Raw genomic sequence first — 12,967 nt, forward strand, 5'->3', positions numbered from 1 at the left:
CAACATTCTTGTTAGCAGCAGCCGGCCAACGGCGCCGGAATTGAGCAGTCTCCCGCCTCCAGGAAGCGTTAAGTCCATGTGGCGTATGGCAGAGAGTGTGCGGCCATGACGGCCAGGCTGACCGTCGAGGATGTTTCTCTGCACTTTGGCGGCATCAAGGTGTTGGATTCAGTTTCGTTCGAGGTGGAACCGTCGACGGTTTTCGGGCTCATTGGCCCCAACGGCGCCGGCAAGACGTCGTTGTTCAACTGCGTCAGCGGGCACTACAAGCCATCGTCGGGGTCCATCGGCATCGACGGCGCGGACGTCCTCTCCCGGGCACCGTCCGCCCTGGCGCGGATGGGGCTGGCCCGCACGTTCCAGCATCCCGCGCTGCAGTTGGACAAGACGGTGCTGGACAACGTTCTCCTCGGCGGCCACTCAAGGTTGTCCGGCGGCGCGCTGTCCTGGGCGCTCCGGCTCCCGCACGCCGTCCGCGGCGAGCGCACGCTCCGGCGGCAGGCGCATGACGTTCTTGCACGGTTGGACCTGGACTGGGCCACCCGCCTGCCGGCCGGCGAGCTGGCCCACGGCTTCCGCAAGCGCGTGGAGTTGTGCCGGGCGCTGCTGAGCCAGCCCAAACTGCTGCTGCTCGATGAGCCAGCCGCCGGGCTTTCCCACGCGGAAGTCGAGGACCTGATCGGCTGGATCAGGAACCTGCGCGCGGAATTCGAGCTGACCATCGTCGTCGTCGAACATCACATGGGCCTGATTTCCGCGGTGACGGACCGCCTGGCGGTGCTCAACCAGGGGCGGAAGCTGGCGGAGGGCACGGCGGCCGAGGTCCGGCAGGACCCGCGGGTGATCGAGGCTTACCTCGGGCAGGGGGCGGCGTAATGGGCCTCCTCGAACTGACCAACGTGCGCGCCTGGTACGGCCGGGCCATGGCGCTGCACGGCATCAACCTGAGCGTGGCCGACGGCGGTGCGACCGGCATCCTGGGTGCCAACGGCGCCGGCAAGACCACGACGTTGCGCACCATCAGCGGGATGGTCAAGACCAGCGGGGACATCACCTTCGAGGGCCGCAGGATCACCGGGATGCGGCCCGACCAGGTGGCCCGGCTGGGCATTGCCCACGTGCCGCAGGACCGCGGCACCCTGGCCAACCTCAGCGTGCAGGACAACCTGCTGGTCGGTGCTTACCGGCGCAAGGACCAACGCGGGGTCGCCGCCGACCGGGACCACTACTTCGATCTCTTCCCGCAGCTCGCGGCGCGGAGCAAGACCCCCGCCGCCGCGCTGTCCGGCGGTGAGCAGCAGATGCTCGCGATCGGCCGCGCCTTCATGTCCGGCCCCAAACTCGTGCTGCTGGACGAGCCGTCCCTGGGGCTGGCGCCCAGCACCGCCAGCCAGGTCTACGCAGCGATCACCAAACTGCGCACCGAAACGGGGTTGTCCATGGTGGTGGTGGAACAGAACGCCGCCCTGGCGTTCTCCATCGTGGACGAGGCCACGGTCCTGGAAACCGGGCACACCGTGCTGTCCGGACCGCGCGAAGAGCTCATGGGCATGGACGCCATCCGCAAAGCGTACCTGGGAGGGTGAGCCGTGGATTCGCTGTTCCTGCAGCTCATCATCGACGGCCTGGGCAACGGGGCCATCTACGCCGCCCTGGCGCTGGCCATCGTCCTGGTGAACCGGGCCACCGGGCTGATCAACTTTGCGCAGGGCGCCATGGCGGTGTTCTCCACCTTCCTGGCCTGGACCCTGTGGCAGGCTGGCGTCCCGCCGGCGCTGGCCATTCCGCTGGCCATTCTGGTCTCCGCGCCGCTGGGCGCCGGGGTGGAGCGCCTGATCATGCGGCGCTTCGAGCGCGGACTGCCCGACACGGCCATCATCGTCACGGTCGCCCTGCTGGTGCTGTTCACCGGGCTGGCCGGCCTGTTCTGGGGCTACAACTCCCAGCAGTTCCCCTCGCTCTTCCCGCTGGGCACCTTCCAGGTCGCCGGGGCCTTCATCAGCTATCAGTCGCTGGGCAACATCGTCGTGCTGCTGCTGGTGGTGCTGGTGCTGCAGCTGCTGTTCAAGAAGACCAAGCTCGGCCTGGCCCTGCGGGCGGTGGCGGACAACCCGGAGTCCAGCGCCCTCTCGGGCATCCCGGTGGGCCGGCTGCTCATGGTGGGCTGGGCCCTGGCCGCGGTGCTGGGCGCCATCGCCGGCGTGCTGATCGCGCCGAAGGTCTTCCTGTCCCCGCACATGCTGGACCAGGTGCTGGTCTACGCCCTGGCCGCCGCCATCCTGGGTGGCCTGAACAGCCCGCTGGGCGCGGTGGTCGCCGCCGGCCTGATCGGCGTGGTGGAGAACCTCGCCGGCGCCTACATCGGCTTCATCGGCGACGACCTGAAGATCGCCGTGCCGCTGGTCGCCATGTTCATCGTGCTGCTGGTCAGGCCCCAGGGCCTCTTCGGACAGAAAGAGGTGGTGCGGGTATGAGGCGCCAGGTGTTCGCCTCGCGCTGGTTCCGGATCGCGGCCACCGTCGTCGTGCTGGTGGTGGCGGTCCTGGCACCGCTGCAGCTCATTCCGTACGTGAACTACCAGCTGACCGTGGTGGCCGCCTTTGCCGTCGCGATCCTGGGGCTCAACCTCGTGACCGGTTACGCCGGGCAGATCTCGCTGGGCCAGAGCGCGTTCGTGGGGCTGGGCGCCTACGTCACCGCGTACGGCGTCACCGAGGGCTGGCCGGTGCTGCTGACCTTCGTCCTCGCCGCCCTGATCCCCGCCGTCGTCGGTTTCCTGGTCGCCCTTCCCGCGGTCCGGCTGCGCGGCGTGTCACTGGCCATGGTCACCATCTCGCTGCCGATCATCGCGGACCGGCTGGCGAAGCGGCTGGACGATTTCACCGGCGGCTCCGTCGGCATCACCGTGCAGTGGATGAACGCCCCGGACTGGACCGGCCTGGCCGACGACCAGTGGCGGTACTACGTAGTGCTCGGCATCGCCGCCGTGCTCTTCCTGCTGGCGGCCAACCTGACCCGTGGCCGGATCGGACGGGCCTTCGCCATCGTGCGCGAGAACGAGGCCGTGGCCACCGCGATGGGCGTCTCCAACTACCGGTACAAAGTTCTCGCGTTCACCGTCGCGTCCCTGTACGGCGGGGTCGCGGGCTTCCTCTACCTGGCCGCCGTGCAGTACATGTCCCCCGCCACCCTCAGCTTCGTGGTTTCCATCAACATGCTGGCGGCCATGATCATCGGCGGGTCGGCCAGCATCGTCGGATCCCTGCTCGGCGGGCTTTTCTTCGTTTTCATTCCGGTCCTGGCCGGGCAAATCGACCCCTCCCACACGCCGATCATCTACGGCGCCGCCCTGCTGGTCATCCTGTTCCTGGCCCCCGGCGGGCTGGTGACCCTGCCGGCGCTGCTGCGGCGGATGCGCCGCAAACGCACCGAGCCGGAGGCCGGAACCAAGGCTCCGGACACCGGCCCGGAAGTCCATACCCCGACCACCACAGCGATGTGAGCCGGCAGGGGGCCGGCTTTTCCACCCAGCACAAGGCCCACAAGGCTAAGGAGAAAACAATGCGAACACGGCAGATCGGACGCGGCGCCAAGGGTGCCGTGGCCGCCGCGGCAGCCCTCGCCATCGCGCTCAGCGGATGCGGCCGGGGCGACGGCGGCAACTCGCCCGAGGGCAGCCCGGGCGCCACCGAAGGCGGCGGCGCAGCCCAACAGGGCATCACCGACACCAGCATCCTGCTCGGCAGCACCACCTCGCTCAGCGGTGTGGCCGGAGCGCCGGGCAGCTGCCTGGTCGCGGGCATGGAGGCCTACTTCGGCGCGGCCAATGCCGACGGCGGCGTGGAATTCGGTGACGGCAAGACCCGCAAGGTGGAGCTCAAGGCGTACGACGACGCCTACGATCCCGGCCGCGCCGTGGCGAACTTCCGGCAGATGATCGCCGAGGGCGTCTTCGCCAACGTCAACGGCCTGGGCACCCGGACCAACCTGGCCGTCATGCCAGTGGCCACCGAGGAAGAGTTCCCGCAGGTGTTCGTGGCCTCCGGAGACTCGGTGTTCAGCGAAGACCCCGAGGCCAACCCGTGGACCATCGGCTGGATGCCCACCTACTACGCCGAAGGCAACTCCTTCGGCAAGTTCCTGGTGGATTCCGGCGACGCCGTCACCGTCGCCGTGCTGGAACAGAACGACGACGCCGGCAACGAGTTTGTCGCCGGGCTCGAGGACGCCATCGAAGGCTCGGAGGTGGAGATCGTCCAGCGGGCCACGTTCGAGCCGGGCGACCCGACCGTGGACGCGCAGATGGCCCAGCTGGCGGACAGCGAGGCCGACGTCTTCTTCTCGGCCAACACGGTGCCGGCGCTGACGGCGTCGTCGATGGTCCGCGCCCAGGACCTTGGCTGGACCCCGTCCATTTTCCTGGCAGCCGTCGCCGCCAACGAGCGGGACGTCCTGGAACCGGGCAATGCCAGCGCCTTCCCGAACGTGTACAGCACCGGCTTCACCAAGCAACCCACGCAGACCGACGACGAGGAAGTGAAGCAGTTCCTGGCCGACATCGAGGAGTACGCCCCGGATACCGCCGACCAGATCATCCCGCATTGCCTCTGGGGCTACGCCACCGCGGCCACCCTCGAGGAGGCGTTCAAGAACATGGCCGAGCCGACCCACGAGGCCCTGATGGAAGCGGTCCGCAACGTCAAGGGCTTTGAGCCGCCGCTGCTGCTCGACGGGCTGAGCGTGGACACCACCACCAACATGGCCCCGATCTCCGAGGTACAGGTCCAGGAGCACACGGGCGAGGGATACGTGCCGGCGGAGTCCTACACGCCGTAACGCAAGTCCATGCGCCGGGACAGATCGGCGGTTTCCCGCGGTAGGGCCGTCCGCTGAACAGGACACGCCACCGGCAGGGCGGCGTTTCCCGTTCAACAGTGGCGCGGCGTAGATGCGATATGCATAAATTCGGTTTGCCTAACCAAACCAGTTTGGATAGGCTTGTGGTGTCCCGCCCGACGTGGAAGAACCTGGCATCGAACGTATTTCGGTATGCACCCAACACGTTCTTGGACGAACGCTTAATTTTGTCAAAAGGAGTATTGATTGGCGGTTAACTTCTCTCAGAATCAGTTTGGACCCCTTCGTGAAGCACTGAGGCGCACACGGTCGGAGAAGCGGTTCAGAACGCCCTTCGAAGCCGCGTTCCTGGCGCAACTGGCGCCAAGTGATGCACCAGGCTCAGTATTTGGACAGTTCAAGGGGCAAAGCGCCGAGGAAGTTGGTTCAGAATTTGACGCTGCCGGGCTGACACACCTCTGTGGTTTCTTGCGGCAGCCTCGGGCAAGGACTGCGTCGCACTAAGCAGTGCTTTTGCCGACAGATGAATCACCCGGGCAGCCAAGCCCGCTGGGACGTGCGACCGCTTGGCCCTGCCTGCCTGAGCGCCACCGGCAAACGCAGTGATGTGCCCGGCACCCCCAAGGTGTGAACCGTCCCGCCGAGCAGTCGACAGAGCACTGCGGGTACGGAGCGTGACTCCCTTCTGTGGCCAGACCGAGTCAGGAGAGGATGCTTATGAACGGAACGGATGCGGTGGCTACTTCCATCCCCGAGGACCCCGTGGGGCAGCTGAACTACGCGATGCAACTGGTCGGCCAAACGCTCGTGGGAACCCTCATCGCGGTCGCTATAGTCCACCTCTTGAGTGCACTCCTCGTGCTGACAGTCGCCGGAAGGGGGCGACCCTTCATCCGGATTGGCCTCACAGCCGCGGCATTACTGATCCCTGTACTGGGCCCTGTGGCGGCAGTGATGGTCCTGTGGGACAGGATCGGCGGCAGCCCTCACCTGCGCTGACCGCAATATATCCGAAACGCTAAGAGCGTCTAGGCCGGAAAATTCGTTGCCGCCGCAGTCGGCCCCGGGTAGGCTCGCGCTTGTTTCCACCCACCCCGCGGAACAGGAGCCAGCCATGCCCAAGCCCACCATCGCCCCCGGTGCACCCTGCTGGGTGGACCTGATGACCTCCGATCCGGAGAGAGCCAAGCAGTTCTATACGGAGCTTTTCGGCTGGACCTATGAGACCGGCGATCAGGAGACGGACGGCGGCTACACCATGGCCTTTAAGGACGGCAAAACCGTTGCGGGCATCATGCAGAGCCAGGAGGCCGGCAACCCGGATACGTGGAGCACCTACCTGCGGGTGGACGACATCGACGCCATCACCCGCATCGCCGCGGCCCACGGCGGCCAGGTATACATGGAGCCGATGGATGTCCCGGAGCAGGGCAAGATGGGCATGATCGCCGATCCGGGAGGGGCCGCCGTCGGCCTCTGGGAGTTCGCCGGCCATACCGGCTACCAACTGGCCGCCGAGCCTGGCTCCCCCGCCTGGCACGAACTCTTCACCCGCGACTACCCCGCCACCGTGAAGTTCTACCAGGACGTGTTCGGCTGGGACACCGACGTCATGAGCGACACCGACGAATTCCGCTACACCACCCTCGGCTCCGGCGACACAGCGGCGGCCGGCATCATGGACGCCGGCGCCTGGCTGCCCGAGGGCGTCCCCGCGCACTGGCGCATCTACTTCGCGGTCGAGGACACCGACGCGGTCGTCGACAAGGCCACGGCCCTGGGCGGGAGCGTGGTCCAACCCGCCGAAGACACGCCCTTCGGCCGCGTCGCCACCCTGACCGACCCGACCGGCGCCATGTTCCTCGTTGTCCAGGCGCTGCCGCAACAGTAGCCCTTTCGCGTGGTTCTGCCCCTCAGCCCAGGCGCGGGGTCCGGGGCGGCTCCGTGCGGCGGGCGCCGGTCGCCTCGAAGGCGGCCGCCACGGCCAGCAGGGCGTTGTCGTCGTAGGCCCGCCCCGCAAAGGTGAGTCCCACGGGCATGCCGATGTCCGCCGTCGTGCCCATGGGCACGGTGACGGTGGGAATGCCCAGGTGGCGCGGGACGAGGTTCCCGTTGGCCACCCAGACGCCGTTGCGCCAGCCGAGGTCCGCCGAAACCTGGTTGACGTCCATGTCCGCGGGGCCGATGTCCGCCACCGCCGGGAAGACGACGGCGTCCAGCGCGTGCTGGTCCAGCCAGGCTTCCAGGTCCACCCGGCGGGTTTCCTCGAGTCCCCGCAGCCCCTCCTCCAAATGCGGGATGTCGGTGAACGAGGCAACGCCGTGTTCCCGCACGTGCGCCGGATAGGCGGCGATGTCGTCGAAATCGTCGTAGGGGTCCGGCAGGGCTCCGGGCGGGTGCGGAAAAATCTTCGACCCGTCCACATCGGCCAGGGTCCGAAGCGCCGGGTCCCCGTTGGCCTCGAGGAAGTCATCCCATGCCCACGCGGAGAGATCCATGATCTCCCGCCGCAGGTACTCCGGGCTGACCAGGCCGCGGGTGCTGATTTTCGCGGCACCGGGCCGGTCGCCCTCGTAGTTGGAGACGACCGGGAAATTTACGGGAACCACCTCGGCCCCCGCGGCCTCGAGGTCCCGGCGGGCAGCTTCCCACAGCTCGATGATGGAGGCCCGGGTCTCGATCCGCTGCCCGGTGGCACCGCCGATGCCGGGGTCTTCGCCGGTGCCGGCCTCGGGGTCGGCGTTGATGTACATCCGGGGCACGCCGAACCGTTTGCCCTGCAGCGCGTCCCGTGCCTGCTGCAGTCCGCGGGGCGCCAGGGCCGGGTAGGAGGCGGGCCGGACCGATGAGGCGGCGGGGATGGGCACCCAGGGCTGCAGGCGCCAGAAGTCGCCGCGGGTTTCGGGGTCGTCCGCCACGATCACGTCCAGCACTTCCAGCAGGTCGGCCATGGTCCGGGTGTGCGGCACCACCACGTCCATGGTGGGAACCAGCGGCCAGTTTCCCCGCACCGAGATGAAGCCGCGCGACGGGGTGTAGGCGCACAACGCGTTGTTCGACGCGGGCGCCCTGCCGCTGGACCAGGTCTCCTCGGCGAGGCCGAAGGCGGCGAAACTTGCCGCCGTCGCGGTTCCGGATCCGTTGGATGAACCGGAGCCGAAGGCGGCCGTCAGGAAGTCGGGGTTGTAGGGGCTTTCGGCACGTCCGTAGAGACCCCGTTGCATGCCCCCGTTGGCCATCGGCGGCATGTTGGTGAGCCCCAGGAGCACTGCCCCTGCCGCGCGCAGCCTTTCGATGGCGAACGCGTCACGCCGGGCCACCAGGTGCTCGAAGGCGGGCGAACCTGCGGCGGCGGTGAGGCCTTCGGCCAGATAGCTGTCCTTCGCCGTGTAGGGAATTCCGTCCAGCGGTCCGAGGGTTTCTCCGCGGGAACGCCGCCGGTCGGAAGCGCAGGCGTCCGCGAGTGCCGCGGGATTCATGACGACGACGGCGTTCAACCGGATGCCGCCGTGGTCGTAGGCGGCGATGCGTTCCAGGTAGGCGTGCGTGAGTTCCTCACTGGTCGCCTGCCCCGTTTGCAGCGCCTCGCGCAGCTGCGCAATCGAGGCCTCCACCACGTCGAACCGGCTCATACTGCCGCCTTCGCGCCGGGCTTGGGTTGCTGCTGCGTGATGCAGTGGATTCCGCCGCCGCGGGCCAGGATCGGCCGCGCGTCCACCGTGACCACGCGGCGGCCGGGATAGGCTTCGGCGAGGATTTCGGCCGCCAGCGCATCCGCGCGTTCCTCGCCGTAACCGCAGGCAATCACGCCGCCGTTGACCACCAGGTGGTTGACGTAGCTCCAGTCGACGAATCCCTCCTCGTCCTTCAGGGTGTCCGGGGCTGGCAGCTCAACGATGTCGAACGGCTTTCCTGCCGCGTCGACTTGGGTCTCGAAGAAGGACCGCAGGGACCGGCTGACGTCGAAGTCGGGGTGTGCCGGGTTGTTTTGCATATGCAGCAGGATCCGTCCGGGCGAGGGCAGCGTGGCCACCATGTCTATGTGCCCGCGCGTGCCCAGGTCCTCGTAGTCACGGGTCAGTCCCCGCGGTACCCACACGGTATGCGTGGTGCCAATGGTGCGGGCCAGTTCCGCCTCAACCCGTCCCTTGTCCGCATACGGATTCCGATCCGGATCGAGCTGCACGGTTTCGGTCACCAGCACCGTCCCCTCGCCGTCAACCTGGATGGCGCCGCCTTCGTTCACCAGCAGGGAGGTGACGAGTTCGGCGTGGGCCTGCGCGGCGACAAAGCTTCCGATGCCGCGACTCTTCTCCCACCCGGCCCAGGCCGGCGCGCCCCAGCCGTTGAAGGTCCAGTCCACCGCTCCGAGCACGTCCGGCCGTTCGTCGTCGACCACGAAGGTCGGGCCGATGTCCCGCATCCAGAACTCATCCAGCGGCGCCTCGAGCCGTTCGATGCCGCTGTCCAGCATGCGGCCGGCGCGCTCCCGCTCCGTCGGGTCGACCACCATGGCAACCGGCTCGAACTCCGCGACGGCGTGCGCCACGGCGACCCAGGCGCCGTACGCTTCCTCGGCCGACGCCGCATCCGCGCCCAGCGTCAGGCCGGCCCGGGGAAAGGACATCCAGGTGCGCTCATGGGGATCGGTTTCCGCCGGCATTCTCCAAGCCACAGAGGCCTCCGTCTCGTCAGGAACAGGAAGGGACGTCCGCCCGCCTTGTTGATCGCATGATCAATAATGCAGCGAAAGCTACTCTAGACTGTTCTGTGATGTCAAGCACACCCAAACGGACCCCGCGCAAGGCGCCCGCCGAGCGTGCCGCGGAAATCGCCGAAGCCGCCCGGGCCATCGGGCTCGAGCAGGGCCTTTCCGCGATCACCCTGCGCAACGTGGCGGGCAGGGCCGGGGTAGCCCCGGGCCTGGTGGCGCACTACCACCCCACCATCGACGTCCTGGTGGCCGGAGCCTTCACCTCCATCGTGGCCGCGGAAATCGATGAGGTGCAGGCCATGGTGGCAGGGATGCCCGCGCCGCGGCAGGGCCTGGGCCTGCTGCTCGACACGCTCCTGGACGACCGCCGGCTCGATGTCACGGCGGTGTGGGTGGAAGCGTGGTCCTTGGGCCGCCGCAACGAGGCGCTGGCAGTCAGCGTGCGCGCCCAGATGGATGCGTGGCAGGCGGTGATCCGGGAGCTGCTCGAGGCGGGCGTCGCCGCCGGCGAGTTCACCACGCCGGACGCGGAAACAGTGGCCTGGCAGGTTCTGGGCATGATCGACGGGCTGAATGCCCAGGGCCTGGTGCGGTGGAACGGGGTCAGCGACCGGAACACCCACCTCGCCCGCGCCGTGGAAGTGATGGTCGGAGCGGCGCCGTCGTCGTTGTTGCCCCACCCGGCGCCCGGCGCGGACAAGTGACGCGCGGGTGCCAACGTGCGGGACGACGGCGGCACCCGGCTTCTGCTCTTTGCGTCGGAAGGCTTGGGGAAGGTTTCTACGCCATGGCTGCGTCGGGCACCAACCCGTGGTTGGGGAGAGTCTGATTACGCGTCAACCTGGGCATGGTCGCGGACCACTTCGATCCAGCGGTCTGTGACGAGCGACCATTGTTCACGGAGCGCGGGTTCGGCTTTCACAAACCGCTCAATTATTTCCGATTCCGGGTTGATACCCAGATCGGCCAGGATGTCCCCGCTCTCCAGACTCCATTGACTCGCCGTGCGTGCGACTGCTTCGAGGTGGAATTGCACACCCCAGGCATTCCGACCGACCCGGAACGCTTGGTTGCGGCATCCGTCGCTTGAGCACAAGGAGACAGATCCCGCCGGAAGCATGACCACCTCAAGCCAGTGCCATTGGAGCGCTTGCAGCGGCCCGTCGAAGCCGTAAAGGAGCGGGTCTGCGGCCCCCTCGGGAGTCAGTTGCATCTCCACAAGCCCAATCTCCGGCCCAGCGGCGATCGCATCAACACGCCCCCCGGCCACATGAGCGAGCAACTGTGCTCCGAGGCAGATCCCCAAGAGCGGGACCTCCCTCACCAAGGCGTCGTTAACCAGGGTGCGAACCCCAGGCAGCCACGGGGCGGTCTCGTCGTCGACGGGCCCGGGAGTACCACCGAGCACTACGATCCCGTCCCAGCCGGCGCTGGAAATGGGCACTGAATTCGTAGTTTCAGGCCCCACGACGGTCGTTTCCACCTCAGCCCGAGCAAGTCGTTCTCCCACCAGCGCTGCGTCGGCGCTGCGTTCGTGTTCGACGATGAGGATTTTGAGCTTGCCGCCTTCGGCGGCTTCCGGCATTTCAGAGCCTCCCTGCTGCGATAATTTTCTTGAGGAATTCCTGAGTCCTGGATTCCGCTGGATTGCCGAAGATTTGCTCGGGCGGCCCAACCTCCAAGACCTGCCCCTCATGGAGAAATGCCACCCGGCTTGAGACTTCCCGGGCGAATGACATCTCATGGGTGGCCATGAGGATAGTCAGCCCATCGTTGGCCAGATCCCGGACGATGTTCAGCACCTCGGCGACAAGCTCCGGATCAAGGGCGGAGGTAATCTCGTCCAGCAGCAGCACGTCCGGGTTCATTGCCAGCGCCCGCACGATGGCCACGCGCTGCTGCTGGCCACCTGAGAGCTGATCCGGAAAGGCCTTGGCCTTGTGATCCAAACCCACCCGTGCCAGCAGTTCATGTGCCTGGTTTTCCGCTTCCGCTCTCGGCATTCCCAAAACCCGGATCGGGGCGAGAGTTATATTGTCCAAGGCCGTCATGTGGGGGAATAAGTTGAAGCTCTGGAAGACGATGCCCACCCTGCGCCTCAAGGCATTGACGTCGATGCCTTCCCCGGACACCACGTCATTGTCCAAGGAAATTTCCCCGCCTTGGATTGTTTCCAACGCGTTTACGCAGCGCAGCAGGGTCGACTTCCCGCAACCCGAGGCGCCGATGAGGCAAACAACCTCGTGCTTGTCGATGTGAAGGTCGATACCACGCAAGACAACGTTGTCTCCGTACGCCTTAACCACACTGTTCATTTCAAGAAAGGGCATGATTATCCTTGCAGCCTTTGTTTTTTTTCGTCCCGTTCCAATAGCCGGTCAACAAACCGGGTTTGCGGAATAGTGATCAGGATGAAAAGAATCGCCACGACGGTGACCGAGGACAGGTTGAAGTAATTGCTCGCGTACGTTTTAGCTTGCGTGAATGCGTCCACCGTTCCGATGATCGTGACGAGTGCGGTATCTTTCTGCAGCCCGATGAAATCGTTGAGCAGCGGCGGCGACACGCGCCGGAACGCTTGCGGGACGACCACGAAACGCAGGGTTTTGCCGTAGCTGAGACCGAGCGACCGGGCGGCCGAAACCTGCGACCAATGAATGCTCGAAATGCCAGCCCGATAGACTTCCGCCACGTACGCACTGTAGGTCAAGGTCAGCGCAAAGATGGCCGCCCACATGGGACTCATATCGCTGAGCAACGGCACATTGGCCAGCGGCAGACCGAACCCGATGAGGTAAATGACGATGATCGACGGGATCGCACGGAACACGTCCACGTACATCATCGCGAGCCAGCGGATGGGCCTGCCGGCCTGGCCGGGCGCCATCCTCGCGATGGCAATGACCAGACCGAAAATCAGGACGAACAGCTCAGCCGTCACAGCAATAATGATGTTGTTGGTAAAGGCCCTGGCCACGTCGCCCAGGCTCTGTGCCATGAAGGAGATATCGAAGAAGGTGGACTGGACTGCATGATCGTTCGCCAGAAGGAACAACACGAAGACGCTGACGATGCTGACCGGCATAGACGAACCGAGCGTGATCCAGCCGCAGTTGGCTCCCCGGAACCGTAAGCGCCGTCCCTCCACCAGATCGCCGGCCCCCAGCGCCGCCGAGCCAGCCCTGGCGAAACGGTGCCCGCGCACGAGCGGGATTCCTGTCGCAAGGGCCAACGCTACGAGTACGGCCCCGACGCCGGTCAGGATGATGGTCCAGAGCCCTTCTGTCGCAGCCGCGTTCAACATAGCCGCGGTGTACGCGGTCAGGCCGAGCGCCAGAAAGAAGATGACGGTGGCGGCCAGCAAGACTGCACTGGTCGCATCGGCAGGCTTGGCCT

At 66.5% G+C, this 12,967-nt stretch carries 13 protein-coding genes; 8 read left to right on the plus strand and 5 right to left on the minus strand.

Annotated elements, in window-relative coordinates; translation table 11 throughout:
- Window positions 1-105: 105 nt before the first annotated feature.
- From AC5RV3_RS10580 to AC5RV3_RS10610, 7 genes are all read left to right on the plus strand, one after another.
- Window positions 106-876: an ABC transporter ATP-binding protein gene (locus AC5RV3_RS10580; RefSeq protein WP_494111770.1), complete on the plus strand. Its 771-nt coding sequence runs from the start codon at window positions 106-108 to the stop codon at window positions 874-876.
- The gene (locus AC5RV3_RS10585; RefSeq protein ID WP_494122084.1) at window positions 876-1,586 is read left to right on the plus strand and encodes an ABC transporter ATP-binding protein; all 711 of its coding nucleotides are present in this window, start codon (window positions 876-878) and stop codon (window positions 1,584-1,586) included. The genes AC5RV3_RS10580 and AC5RV3_RS10585 overlap by 1 nt, the downstream gene beginning before the upstream one ends.
- Window positions 1,587-1,589: 3 nt before the next feature.
- Window positions 1,590-2,474: a branched-chain amino acid ABC transporter permease gene (locus AC5RV3_RS10590; protein ID WP_494122085.1), complete on the plus strand. Its 885-nt coding sequence runs from the start codon at window positions 1,590-1,592 to the stop codon at window positions 2,472-2,474.
- Complete coding sequence (locus AC5RV3_RS10595) at window positions 2,471-3,502, plus strand: branched-chain amino acid ABC transporter permease (protein WP_494122086.1); 1,032 nt, start codon at window positions 2,471-2,473, stop codon at window positions 3,500-3,502. The genes AC5RV3_RS10590 and AC5RV3_RS10595 overlap by 4 nt, the downstream gene beginning before the upstream one ends.
- Window positions 3,503-3,561: 59 nt before the next feature.
- On the plus strand, window positions 3,562-4,836 hold the full coding sequence (locus AC5RV3_RS10600; protein ID WP_494122087.1) for an ABC transporter substrate-binding protein: 1,275 nt from the start codon (window positions 3,562-3,564) through the stop codon (window positions 4,834-4,836).
- A 738-nt stretch (window positions 4,837-5,574) separates the two neighbouring features.
- A complete protein-coding gene (locus tag AC5RV3_RS10605; RefSeq protein WP_494122088.1) occupies window positions 5,575-5,856 on the plus strand; it encodes a hypothetical protein in 282 nt (93 codons plus the stop codon).
- Between the two features lie 115 nt (window positions 5,857-5,971).
- Window positions 5,972-6,748, plus strand: a complete 777-nt coding sequence (locus AC5RV3_RS10610) for a VOC family protein (protein WP_494122089.1) — start codon at window positions 5,972-5,974, stop codon at window positions 6,746-6,748.
- A gap of 22 nt (window positions 6,749-6,770) precedes the next feature.
- On the opposite strand, the gene AC5RV3_RS10615 is transcribed toward AC5RV3_RS10610, so the two are convergent.
- Both AC5RV3_RS10615 and AC5RV3_RS10620 read right to left on the minus strand, forming a co-directional pair.
- Entirely contained in the window at window positions 6,771-8,489 is a 1,719-nt protein-coding gene (locus AC5RV3_RS10615; RefSeq protein WP_494122090.1) for an amidase, read from the minus strand.
- Entirely contained in the window at window positions 8,486-9,532 is a 1,047-nt protein-coding gene (locus tag AC5RV3_RS10620; RefSeq protein ID WP_494122091.1) for an agmatine deiminase family protein, read from the minus strand. Before AC5RV3_RS10620 ends, AC5RV3_RS10615 begins: the two co-directional genes overlap by 4 nt.
- A gap of 98 nt (window positions 9,533-9,630) precedes the next feature.
- Between AC5RV3_RS10620 and AC5RV3_RS10625 the strand changes: the two genes are divergently transcribed.
- Complete coding sequence (locus AC5RV3_RS10625; RefSeq protein ID WP_494122092.1) at window positions 9,631-10,275, plus strand: TetR/AcrR family transcriptional regulator; 645 nt, start codon at window positions 9,631-9,633, stop codon at window positions 10,273-10,275.
- A gap of 125 nt (window positions 10,276-10,400) precedes the next feature.
- On the opposite strand, the gene AC5RV3_RS10630 is transcribed toward AC5RV3_RS10625, so the two are convergent.
- The 3 genes from AC5RV3_RS10630 to AC5RV3_RS10640 are packed head-to-tail and all read right to left on the minus strand — an operon-like array spanning window position 10,401 to window position 12,935.
- Window positions 10,401-11,156 (minus strand): type 1 glutamine amidotransferase, encoded by a 756-nt coding sequence (locus AC5RV3_RS10630; RefSeq protein WP_494122093.1) that lies wholly within the window; start codon window positions 11,154-11,156, stop codon window positions 10,401-10,403.
- A 1-nt stretch (window position 11,157) separates the two neighbouring features.
- A complete protein-coding gene (locus tag AC5RV3_RS10635) occupies window positions 11,158-11,901 on the minus strand; it encodes an amino acid ABC transporter ATP-binding protein (RefSeq protein ID WP_494122094.1) in 744 nt (247 codons plus the stop codon).
- A gap of 2 nt (window positions 11,902-11,903) precedes the next feature.
- Window positions 11,904-12,935, minus strand: a complete 1,032-nt coding sequence (locus AC5RV3_RS10640) for an amino acid ABC transporter permease (RefSeq protein WP_494122095.1) — start codon at window positions 12,933-12,935, stop codon at window positions 11,904-11,906.
- Window positions 12,936-12,967 lie beyond the last annotated feature (32 nt).

The sequence above is a fragment of the Arthrobacter sp. Y3221114 genome (genome assembly GCF_059092625.1).